The sequence below is a fragment of the Flavobacterium psychrotrophum genome, from assembly GCF_003403075.1.
Taxonomy (GTDB): Bacteria; Bacteroidota; Bacteroidia; order Flavobacteriales; family Flavobacteriaceae; genus Flavobacterium; species Flavobacterium psychrotrophum.
Genome location: NZ_CP031557.1, coordinates 1,011,313 through 1,026,552, shown reverse-complemented (window position 1 = coordinate 1,026,552; position 15,240 = coordinate 1,011,313). Strand labels below are relative to the sequence as shown.

The 15,240-nt window shown below is 41.8% G+C and carries 13 protein-coding genes; 5 read left to right on the top strand and 8 right to left on the bottom strand.

Annotated elements, in window-relative coordinates; genetic code table 11:
- Positions 1 to 49: 49 nt before the first annotated feature.
- The 6 genes from DYH63_RS04480 to DYH63_RS04455 form a co-directional block, all read right to left on the bottom strand.
- Positions 50 to 1,315, bottom strand: a complete 1,266-nt coding sequence (locus DYH63_RS04480) for an efflux RND transporter periplasmic adaptor subunit (protein WP_116787674.1) — start codon at positions 1,313 to 1,315, stop codon at positions 50 to 52.
- A gap of 9 nt (positions 1,316 to 1,324) precedes the next feature.
- Positions 1,325 to 5,668 (bottom strand): CusA/CzcA family heavy metal efflux RND transporter, encoded by a 4,344-nt coding sequence (locus DYH63_RS04475; RefSeq protein WP_116787673.1) that lies wholly within the window; start codon positions 5,666 to 5,668, stop codon positions 1,325 to 1,327.
- A gap of 88 nt (positions 5,669 to 5,756) precedes the next feature.
- Complete coding sequence (locus tag DYH63_RS04470; RefSeq protein ID WP_162926925.1) at positions 5,757 to 6,083, bottom strand: DUF6660 family protein; 327 nt, start codon at positions 6,081 to 6,083, stop codon at positions 5,757 to 5,759.
- Between the two features lie 201 nt (positions 6,084 to 6,284).
- Complete coding sequence (locus DYH63_RS04465; RefSeq protein WP_116787671.1) at positions 6,285 to 8,138, bottom strand: T9SS type A sorting domain-containing protein; 1,854 nt, start codon at positions 8,136 to 8,138, stop codon at positions 6,285 to 6,287.
- A gap of 239 nt (positions 8,139 to 8,377) precedes the next feature.
- The gene (locus DYH63_RS04460) at positions 8,378 to 8,701 is read right to left on the bottom strand and encodes a nuclear transport factor 2 family protein (RefSeq protein WP_116790735.1); all 324 of its coding nucleotides are present in this window, start codon (positions 8,699 to 8,701) and stop codon (positions 8,378 to 8,380) included.
- Positions 8,702 to 8,723: 22 nt separating this feature from the next.
- Positions 8,724 to 9,518, bottom strand: coding sequence for an SDR family oxidoreductase (locus tag DYH63_RS04455; protein WP_116787670.1), 795 nt, complete (start codon positions 9,516 to 9,518; stop codon positions 8,724 to 8,726).
- Between the two features lie 123 nt (positions 9,519 to 9,641).
- Between DYH63_RS04455 and DYH63_RS04450 the strand changes: the two genes are divergently transcribed.
- Complete coding sequence (locus DYH63_RS04450) at positions 9,642 to 10,025, top strand: winged helix-turn-helix transcriptional regulator (RefSeq protein WP_116787669.1); 384 nt, start codon at positions 9,642 to 9,644, stop codon at positions 10,023 to 10,025.
- Positions 10,026 to 10,193: 168 nt separating this feature from the next.
- On the opposite strand, the gene DYH63_RS04445 is transcribed toward DYH63_RS04450, so the two are convergent.
- Both DYH63_RS04445 and DYH63_RS04440 read right to left on the bottom strand, forming a co-directional pair.
- On the bottom strand, positions 10,194 to 10,385 hold the full coding sequence (locus DYH63_RS04445; protein WP_116787668.1) for a hypothetical protein: 192 nt from the start codon (positions 10,383 to 10,385) through the stop codon (positions 10,194 to 10,196).
- On the bottom strand, positions 10,382 to 10,690 hold the full coding sequence (locus DYH63_RS04440; RefSeq protein ID WP_116787667.1) for a hypothetical protein: 309 nt from the start codon (positions 10,688 to 10,690) through the stop codon (positions 10,382 to 10,384). Before DYH63_RS04440 ends, DYH63_RS04445 begins: the two co-directional genes overlap by 4 nt.
- Positions 10,691 to 10,816: 126 nt before the next feature.
- On the opposite strand from DYH63_RS04440, the gene DYH63_RS04435 reads away from it, so the two are divergent.
- From DYH63_RS04435 to dnaG, 4 genes are all read left to right on the top strand, one after another.
- Positions 10,817 to 11,053, top strand: a complete 237-nt coding sequence (locus DYH63_RS04435) for a hypothetical protein (protein WP_116787666.1) — start codon at positions 10,817 to 10,819, stop codon at positions 11,051 to 11,053.
- Positions 11,054 to 11,063: 10 nt separating this feature from the next.
- Positions 11,064 to 11,627 (top strand): LuxR C-terminal-related transcriptional regulator, encoded by a 564-nt coding sequence (locus tag DYH63_RS04430; protein WP_162926924.1) that lies wholly within the window; start codon positions 11,064 to 11,066, stop codon positions 11,625 to 11,627.
- A gap of 141 nt (positions 11,628 to 11,768) precedes the next feature.
- Positions 11,769 to 11,894: a hypothetical protein gene (locus DYH63_RS21685; protein ID WP_256386730.1), complete on the top strand. Its 126-nt coding sequence runs from the start codon at positions 11,769 to 11,771 to the stop codon at positions 11,892 to 11,894.
- The gene (gene dnaG / locus DYH63_RS04425) at positions 11,891 to 15,166 is read left to right on the top strand and encodes a DNA primase (protein ID WP_116787664.1); all 3,276 of its coding nucleotides are present in this window, start codon (positions 11,891 to 11,893) and stop codon (positions 15,164 to 15,166) included. The genes DYH63_RS21685 and dnaG overlap by 4 nt, the downstream gene beginning before the upstream one ends.
- Positions 15,167 to 15,240: the final 74 nt, after the last annotated feature.

The window sequence follows — 15,240 nt, the reverse complement described above, 5'->3', positions numbered from 1 at the left end:
GAAGCATAGATAAATTATCAAATAAATTTTAAACAGGCTCTTAATCTTACTAATGCTCATGCCCTCCGCCACCGGCACTTTTAATCAGGTGGCTTTGTATATAATATGCACCCTTTAATACCAATTGGGCGTTTTTAGGCAACGCCTCCAGTACAGTAACCTGCACATAACCCAATTGTGCTGTGCCGGTTTTAACCTCAACACGCCTAAAGTGGTACATTACCCCTTTATCTTCGTGTGCGTGGCCATCATTATGTTCATGAGTTTCTTTATCATCGTGGGCTTGTTCTTTATGCCCTGCTTCCAGTACAAAAATGTATTCCCTGCCGTCTGCCTTTACAATGGCTTCATTCGGCAACGCCTGTACTGCATTAGCACCCACATCTATCAGCGCGTTTACATACATACCCGGTATGAGCCCCGGCCCCGGATTTTGAATATCAGCATGTACCGCAACCGATTTGGTTTCATTTTCGAAAGCCTGGCTAATGTTAAACACCTTACCCATAACCTCTTTATTACCCTGGTTAGTTAGCACAAAACGTATGGTTTGTCCCGGTTTTACCTTACCTAAGTCTTTTTCATAAACCAGTAAGTCTACGTGTAGCTTAGAGTTATCTACAATGCTTAACAACGGTTTACCCACCTCGGCATTGCTGCCAATTTTTATATTTACATTAGTCACATAACCCGATATTGGTGCAATAACAGGCATACTGGCCGTTGCAGAAGTACTGTTGATATTAAGTAATGACAGCTGTTTGCCCAGCGAAGCAAAACGCGCTTTCTCGGTTTCATAATCAGCTTTTGTACGCTGAAAAACCTTTTTAGAATTTACATTTTCATCGCTCAGCGTTTTTTGTCTTTCAAATTCGAGCCTCAGAAATTCCAGATTGCTTTTTGAAGTAGCATAAGCTTCCTGTAGTTTTGCAAACTCAGGGCTTTCTACAATGGCAAGTACCTGCCCTTTGTTTACATGCTGCCCTTCAATAATATTTATCTTAGACACTACACCGGTTAAGTGTACAGAAACATCGGCCTGGTTTTGTGGCGGCAGTTCGGTATAGCCATTAGCATTAACTACTTCGCTCAGGTTTTTTGAAGCAAATGTACCCAGTTCTATAGACGATGCTTTAAACTGTGCTTCATTCAGCTCAACTTCCTTCGAAGCAGTACCCTCTTCATTTTTTGCTGTTGTTGCAACTGTTGTTACCTCCTCCTGTTTAGGATTACGAATCAGGTAGTAGTCTATTAACAAGACAACAACTACGCCAAGCACGATATAAAGCAGGGGCTTAAAATTTATATTTTTCATTTCTGTATATTATTGGTTAAGCAGGTATTGCAAGTTAATAGCAGCCTGGTTATAGTTATTTATGGCATCGATATAATTGATACGGATGGTAAGGGCGGTTTCAAGCCCCTGCACATACTCTACATAACTGATATCACCGTTTTGGTAAGCTTTGGTAGCATTTCCTGAAATGGCAGTAGCATTTGGCAGTGCAGTATCTGTATAATATTGCAGCATAGACGCATAGGTTTCAAGCTGTTTTGCCTGCTGTTCAAAACTACCGGTCAGCTGTGCTTTAAGATAATCAGCATTAGCCTGCTGCACTTTAACATTTGTATTTGCCGCCCTGATGCGTGCCGAAGACGCATTCCAGAAAACCGGGATGTTAATACCTACAGAAAATCCCTGAAAGCGCAACGCATTGTTATAATATGTAGTTACGCCATTCCACTCCTGATTACCGGTAAACGACTGAATAAAGTATCCTGCCGAAATATCCGGAAGCAAAAGCGAACGTTCTGCTTTCTTTTCGGCTGTAGCTACATTAACCTGTTGCTGTGCCAGTTGCAAAGTAGTATTTTGAGATACCATAGTACTGTCTTTGGCCACCGCAAAAATATTAGGCTTAAATTCTGATGCTGCAATTATAAAATCTTCATCGAGTTTCAATAACGCTTTTAGCTTTGTTTTTTCAACAGCAATCAGCGTTTCATTTTGTTTTATCTGCTGCAGGAGCTCCTGCTGTTTAACCCTGGCAGTCGTGCTTTCTAAAGATCCGGTTTCGCCGGTTTTAAACTTTAGTTCGGCTGCACGTACAAACTGCTGCATCAGGATATTTTGTTCTGCAAAAATTTTATTAAGCTGCATATAATGCAACATGGTATTCCAGCTTTGCCTTATCTCGAAGGTAATATCCTGCCTGGTTTGCCCAAGGCGCAGTTCGCCTGCCTTTACATTTTCATTAAGCAGCTTTCTGCGGGCACCAAACTGAAATGGACTAAAGGTTTGCGAAACGCTAATGTTTTTATCCTGTGCCTTTGTATTTAACTGCCCAAAGCTTCCTGTAATTTCTGTTTTAGGCAGGTCTATAGCAGTGCCGCGCAATTGTTGCTGTCGGGTAACATCTAAAGCAGCAGCCTTAACCGCACCGTTATTTTGCAGCCCCGTTAAAATGGCTTGCTCTAACGTAAGGGGTTGTTGAGAAAATCCGGCAAATGGCATTAACAGTAATAATGCAATAGCAAGTTTAGAGGCTGCATTACCATTGCTGTTTTTAAATCCTTTTTCGAAGTAGAAATATAGTATAGGTAACACAATCAGGGTTAATAATGTAGCTGTTATTAGCCCACCAATAACTACAGTTGCCAATGGTTTTTGAACTTCGGCACCGGCACCACTGCTTAGTGCCATAGGCAGGAAGCCTAATGACGCTACTGCGGCAGTAAGCAGTACCGGCCTTAGCCTTACTTTTGTCCCTTCTTTAATTCGGTCATATATATTAGCCATACCTTCTTTTTTTAATTCATTGAAATAAGCAATAAGCACAATACCATTAAGCACTGCCACACCAAAGAGAGCTATAAACCCTACACCCGCCGATATACTGAAGGGCATACCGCGCAGCCATAAGGCAAACACACCACCAATGGCAGAAAGCGGTATTGCCGTAAATATTAGTACTGACTGCTTAATAGATTTAAAGGTAAAATACAGCAATATAAAAATAAGCCCCAGTGCTACCGGTACTGCCACCATAAGGCGCTTGTTAGCCTGTTGCAAATTCTCGAACTGCCCACCGTAAGTAATGTAATAACCTGCCGGCAGTTTTAGGTTTTTATCGAGTTTTGCCTGTATTTGTTTTACAACACTTTGCACATCGCGGCCACGCACGTTAAAGCCTACCACAATGCGGCGGCGGCCATCTTCGCGGCTTATTTGCATGGGGCCGTCTTCAAGTTTTACCTCTGCTACCTGGTCCAGCGGTATCTGGTTACCGGATGGCAGTGTTATAAAAAGCGATTTCAGGTTGTTTATATCCTGTCTTTTGTCTTCGGCAAGCCGTACCACAAGGTCAAAACGTTTTTCGCCTTCGTATACAGTACCGGCTGCCTCACCCGCAAACCCCATGCGTACTACACGGTTAAGGTCGCTAACGTTTATGCCATATAATGCCAGCTTGTCTTTATCATATTTTACGGTAATCTGCGGTAGCCCTGCCACACGTTCAGGCCGGGCATCGGTAATACCGCTAATACCCTGTATTTGCTCCATTACCTCATCTCCGGCACTTACAAGCCTGTCTATATCCTCTCCAAAAATCTTGATAGCCACATCACTGCGCACCCCGGTCATTAGTTCGTTCATCCGCATTTGTACCGGTTGCGAAAATTCGGTTGTAGCACCCGGAATCTCTTCCAGGGCTTCTTCCATTTTTTCCATGAGTTCTTCCTTGGTCTTAGCCGAAGTCCATTCATCTTTGTTCTTCATGATGATAATCATATCACCTGCCTCCATAGGCATAGGGTCGGTAGGGATTTCAGCACTGCCTATTTTAGTTACTATCATTTTAATTTCCGGGAACCTTTTGCGCAGTATTTGCTCTGCCTTGGTTGTAGCTTCAATTTCCTGGGACAATGAGCTGCCTGATGAAATTATAAGGTGTGTGGCGATATCGCCTTCATCCAGCGTTGGGATAAACTCCCCTCCAAGCGAGTTAAAAATGATGAGCGCAATAACAAAAAGCCCTAACGCAGCACTTATAACAATACCTTTAATTTTTAAAGCCCCATCTAAAAGTGGTCTGTATACATTGTATACCGCCGCAATAATCTTGTCGCTAAAGTTAGGCGTATGCCCTGTATACTTACTTAGTACCAATGAACTCATCATGGGCACATAAGTAAGAGACAGTATAAATGCTCCTAATATGGCAAAGGATACCGTTTGCGCCATAGGGCCAAACATCTTGCCTTCTGTACCCGTAAGCGCAAGTATGGGCAGGTACACGATAAGAATAATGATTTCGCCAAAGGCTGCACTGCTTCTTATTTTTGAGGCTGCACCATAAACCTCGGCATTCATATTCTCCTGGGTAATCCGGCCTTTTTTCATCGTTTCGAGCCTGTGGATAATTGCTTCAACAATAATTACTGCGCCATCTACTATGATACCAAAATCAATCGCCCCAAGGCTCATAAGATTGCCACTCACATTAAAAAAATACATCATGCAAATGGCAAACAATAGTGCTAAGGGTATAACCGATGCCACTACAAGCCCGGCCCTCCAGTTACCTAAAAGCAACACGAGTATGAAGATGACGATAAGCGCACCTTCAATAAGGTTTTTTTGTACTGTGCCTATGGCGTGGTCTACCAGCTTAGTACGATCCAGAAAGGGTTCTATAGATACTCCGTCTGGCAACGATTTTTTAATTTGTTCTATTTTTTCTTTAACGCGGCCTACAACCTGCCCGCTATTTGCGCCTTTAAGCATCATTACCATACCGGTAACTTCTTCGCCCTTACCATCTTTAGTAGTTGCGCCATAGCGAATGCTACTGCCTATTTGCACCTTAGCCACATCGCGTATTAAAATAGGAATGCCATTTTGGTTTTTAACGACTATCTTATTAATATCGTCAATACTGCTAATCATACCAATACCCCTTATAAAATAAGCGTAGGGTTTTTTATCGATATAGGCTCCCCCTGTATTTTCGTTATTAGACTCGAGCGCGGCAAATATCTCGGCAGTAGTAGTATTCATGCTTTTAAGCCTGTCCGGGTCTATCGCTATTTCATATTGCTTAAGGGCACCGCCAAGAGTATTAACCTCGGCTACGCCGGCAGTACCCACCAGTTGCGGCCTGATGATCCAGTCCTGTATGGTGCGCAGTTGTGTAGCATCGTACTTTTTTTCGTAGCCTTTCTTAGGATATACCACATACTGGTATATTTCGCCCAGCCCGGTACTTATTGGAGCCATTTGTGGTGTGCCCAAATTTTTAGGAATCGTGTTTTCGGCTTCTTTAAGGCGTTCAGATATTTGTGCCCTTGCCCAGTAAATATCTGTATCTTCCTCAAATACTACTGTTACCACGCTAAGCCCAAAACGACTTACAGATCTTAACTCTACAACCTGTGGTATGGGCTTAACCGCTAATTCAATTGGATAGGTAATAAACTGCTCTACATCCTGGGTGGCAAGTGTGGGCGAGGTTGTTATAATTTGTACCTGGTTATTAGTAATATCAGGCAGGGCATCAATAGGGAGGTTAGATAAAGAGTATGATCCCGTGAGTATTAATGCCAAAGTAAACAGCCCAATAATAAATTTATTATTGATACTGAAATGAATTATTTTGTCTAACATTGATTATCAATTAATATAACGCGTTGATTAAAAGCACAGATATAGTAAATCCATGCAAATACTGCCGGCTACAAACCGGCTCAAAACATTATAGTAACTGGGGTGGCTGCCAGATAGAATGGCTAAAATCACTTTTTAGCGACCTGTAAAAATTCGAAATTTCTAAGTGGAAATATTCTGGAACATGAAAGTCATATTCTGCCAAAGGCTGAAGTACTACAGCACTTACACAACTGCCGCATACACAAAAAGGAGTACATACTTCTATATCTTTGTGCTGTTCTGCTGTGTTAGCTGCAACATCTGCCGTTTGCTTACTGTTGTTTGTGTTATGTGCATCACTACAAGGCAATACCATAAGTATCAATAAATATACTGATAGAAATATGGTTGATATTTGCCTTAAATGCTGCATTGGTGTAAAAGTACATTTTTTTTCTTACCAATATTTTTTTTGTAGTACCGATAACCAAAAAATCCCTAAATCGTGCTGACTTTAGGGATTTTATTTTGTGTAAATTAATATCAATTATATCATATAGACTCCAAAGCCTTATCATAAATTATACTCAAGCATTTAGTTTATAGCAGGCTGCTATAGATAATCTATAACAAATTATTCTTTAATTATTTTTCGGGTTATAACCACCTTGTCATTTGTTTTTATATTAATAATGTAAGTTCCTGCACTAAAATTTTCTACAGAAATTGCATTTTGCGTGCCATACAAATTGCCTTGTAAAAGTACCTGACCTAGCATATTTAAAACCTGATAGCTGTGTAATGCTGTTTCTGACTGTACATTTATAACACCAGATGTTGGATTTGGATATACTCTTGCCTCATTATAAGCTACATGTTCAATTGCTGCGGGTATGCCGCAGGGCCCTGCTGCCAACTTTGTGATAAAAAAATCGGTTCCGGATACATCTCCAAGAACTTTATTAAGTGTTGGTATATTATCATCTCCGTTGGTAAAAAGTTGATAATAAAAGTAACCTCCGGCTACGTAATTCCCGTCATTGTCTGTAGTAACAGCAGTAAGGGCATCGTTATACCCAAAAGCTCCGTTAATAAGATGAAAACCTATAGCTGTACCTGTAGTTTTATTAAGCCTGAGTAACCCCGGGTCTGACATGTGGTTGGCAGGAAGGTTTACAGAAACATTGCCCCAAATTTCGTTAGTTGCCTGGGTTGCCACACCTACTTCATCACCATTTATTACCAAGGCATGATTGTGGTGCGACCCGGTATAAATCTCGGTTGTGTAGCCCGATGGCGTTGTCATCCACTGTACTGCTCCTTGCGGATTTAGTTTTAATACATAAGGCACATTGCCCTCTACCGTTGTAGGAAAAGCATAATCACCAAATGATACCCCGCCCAAAGTACTGTTAATATAGTACTTGCCTGAAAGATATAACGATGAATCGCTGTCTACTTTTAAATCGTAAATACGACTATCCTTAAACTGGACAGGCGAAGTTATTTCTTTTACCCAGATATTAGCACCTGAACTGTTAAAAGCCATTATATAAGCCTGGTCTGCAAGTTCTGTTCCGTTTAGGGTAAGCGGAGAAAGCATAAAAATATCTCCGTTTGTCCTATAGCCGGCAATGTAATACCTGTCCAGGCTTTCATCATACCTAAACTCAGTATTGTTTAGCAACAAATACCCTTCCAGGTCTAAAGGCGTATTACCAAGGTACTCCCCATTAGCATTGTAGGTAACTATATAATATTTTAAAATATTGGTAAAGTTTGACGGTACTGTAATCGCACCGTTAAGATGCGTACCTCCGGCAAAGCCCATAAGCGTATGTAAAGTACCATCTGAGTCTACCACAACCTGGTTAATACTTGCGTACCTAAATAGCGGGGTTACATCTCCCTGGGGCATTACACGCCACGCAAGCGAACCATCATTTGTGTTATATTTAAGCAATGCTGTTGTCTTGTAGCCCTCCTGTGGCAGCCCTGTATCATCTCCTAAAAGTGGTTGTGCATCATCAGGACTAAAATGTGGAGGCAGGTATTCCGGGCCGAAATTAGACAGGTTAATAATATTTGCGCCTATGTATAAACCTCCATTATTGTCTAATTGTATGTTATAAGCATAATCAGTACTGCCGCCACCTATAGTTTGTACCCATCGGAAAGTCCCTTCACAATCGGTAGAAATCAGCAAAATATCTGTAGATCCGCTAACTTGTGGTATGGAGTTATACACCGTTACAGGTATATTTTCAAACTCTGTACTTCGCTCGGTGATAAATGCCAGGTAGTAATAATTGTTTTGGCTGTCTACTGCGATGTCCAGTATTTGTTCGCTATCAAAATTGTAGGCTGTACCTGTTTCGTTTGGCGAAAGTCTTACACCGCCACCGCGTTTGGCCCACTGCCATTGATAATCCTGAGCACATAATGACAAAGCAGCAAAAAGGGCTACAAAAAGTAATGTTTTCTTCATAAGGTTAGTTTTTTAGTTAACAGCTTAACTCTTAATATCCCTACCTAAATTGCAAAAAAATATAAATACAACAATAAATTGTATTTTTTTTAATAAAATTCCCATTCCTCTTTTGGGTCTATTGAGGATTTGTAAAACAAAAAATTCCTAAACCGTATTGATTTAGGAATTTTGCTTTGCGCCCCAGACCAGAAAAATTTCAAACCATTTTGTGCAGGATTTAAAGAAATTGGCTTATTCTATCCTGTAATTTTCAAAGACTGTATCAATTCATCAGCTATTTCTAAATGATAACTCAATACGATAGGGCTTCCGTCAAAATTTCCTGAAACCTCAGCTTTTAAAATACTCTCCGTTTCTTTTTCTTCAAAACTGATGGGCTTCATAGTAGCCTTATACCGCTCGTTAGCCTCCGCAATCCAGTGTTCTATTTCTTTTCTTCCATTGTGCGTTTTGCCCTCATCAAAAACTACGGCTGTTTCTGAAAAACAATTTGCATAGGCAGTACTGTCAAAGCTGTTTTGTGTTGTTACTAAATTTGTTACTGTTTTAGGTAGGTTCATTTTTATGTTAGTTTTAAGGTTATTAAATAGTAGGTACAGTACCACCATCAATTACAAATTCTGTTCCTGTAAGATAGCTTGCCCTTGGCGAAACTAAAAAACCTACCAATTCTGCAACTTCTTCGGGCTCTGCCGGTCTTCCAAAGGGTATTCCGCCTAAGGCATCCATAACACTTTGCTGCGCCTCTTCTACAGAACTGTTCGAATTCTTTGCTATCCCTTCCAGGAACCCTTTAACGCTTTCCGTCCTAATCCACCCCGGAGAAACAGTGAGCACGCGGACACCTTTTGGCGTAACTTCATTTGACAGGCTTTTACTATAATTTATCAATGCTGCTTTTGCAGCTGCATATGGCAAAGTAGAATCATATAGGGGTAGTGTGCCCTGAATAGAAGCGATGTGGATAATAACACCGCTTTTTTGCGCTATCATTTGCGGCAAAAAACCTCTGTCCAGACGAACAGGGGCAAGCAAATTAGCCTGTAGCGTAGATGCCCAGTCTTCATCAGTCAGCACGGCAAAACCACCGGCAGGTGTTGCTGAAGAACCAAGGTTGTTCACAAGAATGTCAAGCCTTCCATAAGTCGATAGCACTTCGCTAACCACTTTTTGCGTGCCTTCGGCGGTGCTTAAATCGGAAGGGATGAAATGCAACTTGCTGTCCTCTTTTTCCGGTGCGTTTCTTGCAGTAATAATAACCGTTGCACCCGCTTGTAAAAGTCTTTCTGCAATTGCTCTTCCGGCTCCTTTTGTGCCTCCTGTTACCAGGGCAATTTTGCCAGATAACTCATTGTTGAAATTAAATGTATTTTCCATTGTTTATTATTTTGTACAAAGTTGGGAAGTATATAACTTTCTGGCAATAAGGGAATATCGAATTGCATAGGGACAAATTTTTCCCCTATTGTGCAATTTGGAACATTGCGCTAACTTTGCTATATGTATGAGAGAAAAATACCTTTAAACCTCAATTGTGGGCTAGACCTGATAGGCGAAGTACTTTACGGCAAGTGGAAAATACGTTTGCTATGGTTCATTAATCAGGGACATAAACGACCAAGTGAATTGCAGCGTAAAATACCGGATGCCTCGCGCAGGGTCCTCAATATACAACTGAAAGAACTGGAGGAACATGAACTTGTCTCAAAGATTATTTATCCGGTTGTTCCGCCAAAAGTAGAATACAGCCTTACTGAATTTGGTAAAACCTTAGTACCTGTAATTGCTGCATTAGGCCAGTGGGGCGATGAACATGAATACCGTTTGCGCAACCTGATTCTGAAACAACCTGTAAGTTCTGATTTGAACGATGTGCCTGATTAATAATTTGAGAATTGCTCGTTTCTTATTTTGTAAGATTATCAAAGCAAAAAATCCCTAAATCGTATTGATTTAGGGATTTCTATTTCGTGACCTCGACTGGATTATCCGCTAATTTTCAATATATTAATTTACAGTTATTTACAAGTTTCACGTGTCAGCCACGTGTCATTATTTTAAAAGCCAGTTCATATCCATGTCCGGGAACAGCCGCGCTGCGCCCAGTATCATTTCGGTATTAATTTTATTATCAGCAAAGCATCTGGCCAGTTGCCTATAGGTAATACCAATCTCAGCGGCGAAATGAGAATACTTCATTTCGCGCCTGTCCAGTTCCTGTTTTAACTTCTCTGAAGGTGTCATTCAGAAATCTTGTTTTCAAGTTCGTCAAGCGTCTTCCTAAGCTTATTTAATAATGCCTGGGGAGTTGCTCCATACTCTTCCTCTTCTTCTTTCACTAAAAGAAGTTGGTTTTCATCTTTAAAAAGCCAGTTCAAGTCTACGTGCGGAAATTCCTTCAGGAGGCCATATACAATTTCTGTAGTTAATTTTCCCGCGTTAATATTCCTGTTCATAGCAACATAGTTAACGCCGATACGCTCAGCAAAATCAGGCTGTGAAGAGCCATTTTGCTTTAAGAACATGTTTACTTTTTGCTTAATATCCATTTAGAATCATTCTAAATTATACTTTAAAGTATATGTTGTCGATTGACATATACTTTAAAGTATATATATTTGTACCCAGTTATACTAATCTATACAAAGATATACTAATTAATAGCATTTAAGATTATGGAAACAAATATGGATACGTTTCAGGAATTGCTTGATGGCTATCTTCCTTCTCATTACGCTCCCGAAGCCGTTCGCAGATTGCAGCTTAAAGGCTTTAAGATGACAAAAGACCAGGTGCGTAACGCTAAAAAGGGTCGAAGTTGCGCAAATAAAGCAACTGTGCTTACAGTTCTTGCCGAAATGGCGACTGAAGAAAAAGAAGCGTACGATCTTCTTAATAAGACATTTAAATAAATATATGTATATGCATAACCATGAAAACAAGGTATATGCAGGCATACTTTGCGACAATGTAGAAATGTTTAATGACGGGAAAAAGTTACAGGTGCTGCGCGGTGGAAGGCGCACATCATTCAACGATCTCCCATTCGCTTACATCCAGCTGATCCGCGAAGCTGTAGCAAAGAATCCTGACATAGACCGGCACTTAAAACTCATGCATCCGGAGAGCGAAATGAAGCGGATAGAACAATTTGCCATCTGCAACTTCTCCGGGCTCGATTTTACCCCTGATATCCAAAATGGCCAGATGCAGGAAGGCGAATACTGGAACTGCCCCAAACGGGGAGTTTGCCCTGCAGAGGGCATAGTTTGTAAGCCCCTCTCCTATCAGGGACAAAGCCTCTTAGGCACTGAAGTAGTAATGATGAAACTGCTTACGACCGACAAGACCAACGATGTTATTGCTGAAGAAATGAAACTCCCCAAAGGCACTTGGGAAGTAATGCGCACTGCCCTTTACAGAAAACTTGAGGTAACTACAAAACAGGAAATTACCATAATAGCCCTGAGGCTAAACATTATATAAGATACGTTCTTACCCATTTTTTTAATTACAGTTATTGGTACAGCTGCCAAAGCTACAGCTGAGGCAGCTTTATTTTAAAACACTAGAACGACCATGACCATAAAAGAAATCCAATCGCGAATTAATCTGGTAAAATCCAGAATGACTCAACTAAATGATACTAACTATTTCACTACTACTCAAGCAGACAGAGCACGCCCGTCGATGCAGGCAGAGCTTGATGCGCTCGAACAACAATTAAAAATTGCTAATGGAGGCACTCTATGATTACAAAGGAAAGCATAGAGCGTGTAAACGATGCCGATCTGATCGAGATACTGGAGAAATGCAATCTGCAGGACTTTAAAAAAGCCGGCGCAAACTACCGGGCGCGGTCGCCATTTGTAAACGAAAAAACGCCGTCGTTCATGGCCAGCAAAACAAAGCAGGTCTGGAAATGTTTCTCAAGCGGAAACGGTGGCGTTGGCGCTGTCTCGTTTATCATGGCAAAGGATAAGCTCAGTTGGATCGATGCCATTGAAAAAGTGGCCCAGCTGCAGAACATTATCCTTGAGCGTGCAGATCAGACTCCGGAAGAAATAGAACGTCAGGATTTGCAGGAACAGCGTCGCAAAGTGCTGCTGGCTTCTAAACTGCTCTTTAAAAAGAATTTTATTGCCTTAGACGAAAAGCACTGGGCGCGACTCAATCTTTCAGATCGTGGTTATGATGTCCTGACGCTTGAGCAATTTGAAATAGGCTATGCCACGCCAAACAGCAATGAGATTACATCCCCTTTAAAAGAAAAAGGTAGGCTTGATGATGGAATCAAAGCCGGTGTGGTAAAAGACAAGGAAGGCCGCACTTTCGATTTCTTCAATGACCGGGTTATATTCCCTATCCTGGACGAAAGGGGGCGCACAATCGGCTTTGGTGGCCGCGCTTCAAATGAAGCGATAGCACAGAAGAAAACGCCGAAATATCTTAACAGTCCGGATACTGAATTTTACAAGAAAGAAGAGGTGCTGTTTGGTTTATTCCAGGCACGCGCATCGATTATAAAGCGTGCTTATGCCTATCTGGGCGAGGGCTATACTGATGTGATGGGCTTCTTCGATAAAAAGGTAGACAACATTGTGGCCACGTGTGGCACAGCGCTTACTAAAGCGCACATTGCAAAGCTTAAAAAGCTCTGCAAACATATTATCCTCGTGCGCGATGGCGATGCTGCAGGCCTTAAAGCCACGTATCGCGATATAGATCTTTGCCTTGAGGCAAATATTAAGGTATCGGTGGTAGAGATGCCGCCGGGCGAAGACCCTGACTCTATTGCAAAAGCCCAGGGTGATAACTTAGAGCAGTGGCTGCAGGAGCATATGTTTAATGCGCTGCTATGGAAAGCGGCCAAGCTGCGCAGCGAGAGCAGCAATGCCGATCAGATAGCCGAAGCGGTAGAACTTATATGCGAATCGCTGGTGAAAATCGGCGATCCCATAAAACGTAAGGAGTATGTTAAGGACTGCGCCAAAAACTTGAAGGTTGGGAATAAAGACCTGCAAAGCAAGATTGACGGCTTAGTGGCTGTGTCTGAAACTAAGCGCAAGCACGACCGCGCAAAGGTGTATGAAGACGAAAAACATGAGCTCATGGCTTTTGGCTTTCCTGAAGATGGCGATGTGGCACAATACAAGCGCGACGGTTACGCCATTAGCGAAAAGAACATGTGCATCTATTTTGAAAATGCTAAAGAGTCTTTCTCTAAGGGTACAAATTTCATAGTAAATCCGCTGTTTGTTATTCGTTCTGCAAAAAATGAAGGTAAGCGCCTGGTAGAGTTTACGAGCCAGTTTGAGCAGACAGTTTTCGCATTCAATAATAAAGAGGTTACAAACTTTAGTCAGTTCCAGGAGAAGATAGTTGACGGGTATAACTTCACTTTTGAGCCCAGTGTTACGGCCTTCCACTTTAAACAGTTCCGAAATAAGCTGCTGTATAATTTCCGTAGCGCTTATGAGCTGTACACGCTTGGCCAACAGCCGGAGGGGTTTTACGCTTTTGCAAATGGTGTGGTGGTAGAGGGCGATTTTTATGCGGTAGATGACTATGGCATTGTTGAAGTTAATGTTGAAGCCGACCCCGAAAATAATAAAAAAGCCATACAGGAAACGTTTTACAGCCCTGCCTTCAGTAAAATAAACATTGCCGGCCGTGGCGATGAAGATGATGCATTTGAGGGCGTTCGCGAATTTTCCTACAAAGAAAGCGAAGTGACCTTTAATCAGTGGATGCACATTTTTTATAAGGTTTATGAGCCTGAAAAAGCAATGGTAGGCATCGCGTTTTTAATCGCGTGCCTGTTTCGCGATATCATTGTGGCGCAGTTCTCAAGCTTTCCACATCTGTTCCTTACCGGGCAAAGGCAAAGTGGTAAGACAAAGTTTAGCGAATCGCTTACTTATGTTTTTACGCCGGGACAAAAATCTTTCGACTTAAATACCGGTACCATGGTAGGGTTTTTCCGGAGGATATCTAAAATTAAAAACATTGTCGTGGGCCTGGAGGAGTTTACAGACTTGATCCACGAAGTAAAGTTCCAAACGCTAAAAGCAGCATACGATAACAGGGGACGTGAAACAGGTGCGATTTCCGGTGGCGATAAAGGCACTAATCTGACGAAGGTTCAGAGTGGCTGTATCATCCTGAGTCAGTACTTAAGCACGCGCGATGATAACTCGCTTCCCTCCCGTTCTATTCCGCTGTCGTTCATTGAAAGGAATTATACGCCTGACCAAAAGGCTCAGTTCTCAAAGCTAAAATCGCTCGAACGCCAGGGCATGACGAGTATGCTGGTAGAACTGCTTAAATACAGGCCGATTATTGAGAAATCTTTATCGACCGTGATCGAAGAGCTGAACAGGGATATAAGCAAAAAAATGAAAGGCGATGTGATGGAAAGGATGCTCGACAACTTTGTGGCCATCATGGCGCCGGTAAAGATCTTGTTTACAAAATTCGTGTTCCCTTTTACGTGGTCTGAATTTGAAAAGACGTGTATCGACATGATTGTTCAGGCCAGCAGCATGATACATGAAACGGAAGGTACGGCCACGTTTTGGCGTACGCTGGAATATCTGCTTGACCAAAAGCGCATTCACGATGGTGTGGAGTTTATCATCGATCCGAAGCCCACATTTAAATACAAAAATGGAAAAGGCGAACAGCAGGAATACATCAATCCTTCCGGCGATAAGATACTTTTCCTGCGCCTTGGTAAAGTGCATCAGGACTATCAGGTAGAAGTTTCGCGGAGGAAAAACGAAGACCCCATTGGCGAGGCTACGCTTCGCGAATATTTCAAGAGTAAAAACTATTACATAGGTGCAATACAAAGCATGCATTTTGAGACCGGTGCCGGCTCCTGCTACGCCTTTAATTATAGCCAGATGGAAAACAGCGGCGTACTGAACTTAGTGCGCGAGTTCAAAAAAGAAGCTGCAACGCCTAGCGCTGCGCAGATTCCTGGTTCCGGCATTACCGGCACCGAAGATTTACCTTTTTAAACAATTAAATTTTTACATATGTACAACGATTCTCAAATTATTGAAGTTGCCAGGGACTGCCATACGGTAGAAGA

What these genes read in the sequence shown, in the direction of transcription:
- DYH63_RS21685 (WP_256386730.1), top strand. Translation starts at nt 11,769, where the DNA reads ATGACTCAACTAAATGATACTAACTATTTCACTACTACTCAAGCAGAC.
- DYH63_RS04435 (WP_116787666.1), top strand. Translation starts at nt 10,817, where the DNA reads ATGGAAACAAATATGGATACGTTTCAGGAATTGCTTGATGGCTATCTT.
- DYH63_RS04440 (WP_116787667.1), bottom strand. Translation starts at nt 10,690, where the DNA reads ATGGATATTAAGCAAAAAGTAAACATGTTCTTAAAGCAAAATGGCTCT.
- DYH63_RS04480 (WP_116787674.1), bottom strand. Translation starts at nt 1,315, where the DNA reads ATGAAAAATATAAATTTTAAGCCCCTGCTTTATATCGTGCTTGGCGTA.
- DYH63_RS04475 (WP_116787673.1), bottom strand. Translation starts at nt 5,668, where the DNA reads ATGTTAGACAAAATAATTCATTTCAGTATCAATAATAAATTTATTATT.
- dnaG (WP_116787664.1), top strand. Translation starts at nt 11,891, where the DNA reads ATGATTACAAAGGAAAGCATAGAGCGTGTAAACGATGCCGATCTGATC.
- DYH63_RS04465 (WP_116787671.1), bottom strand. Translation starts at nt 8,138, where the DNA reads ATGAAGAAAACATTACTTTTTGTAGCCCTTTTTGCTGCTTTGTCATTA.
- DYH63_RS04445 (WP_116787668.1), bottom strand. Translation starts at nt 10,385, where the DNA reads ATGACACCTTCAGAGAAGTTAAAACAGGAACTGGACAGGCGCGAAATG.
- DYH63_RS04460 (WP_116790735.1), bottom strand. Translation starts at nt 8,701, where the DNA reads ATGAACCTACCTAAAACAGTAACAAATTTAGTAACAACACAAAACAGC.
- DYH63_RS04450 (WP_116787669.1), top strand. Translation starts at nt 9,642, where the DNA reads ATGTATGAGAGAAAAATACCTTTAAACCTCAATTGTGGGCTAGACCTG.
- DYH63_RS04470 (WP_162926925.1), bottom strand. Translation starts at nt 6,083, where the DNA reads ATGCAGCATTTAAGGCAAATATCAACCATATTTCTATCAGTATATTTA.
- DYH63_RS04455 (WP_116787670.1), bottom strand. Translation starts at nt 9,518, where the DNA reads ATGGAAAATACATTTAATTTCAACAATGAGTTATCTGGCAAAATTGCC.
- DYH63_RS04430 (WP_162926924.1), top strand. Translation starts at nt 11,064, where the DNA reads ATGCATAACCATGAAAACAAGGTATATGCAGGCATACTTTGCGACAAT.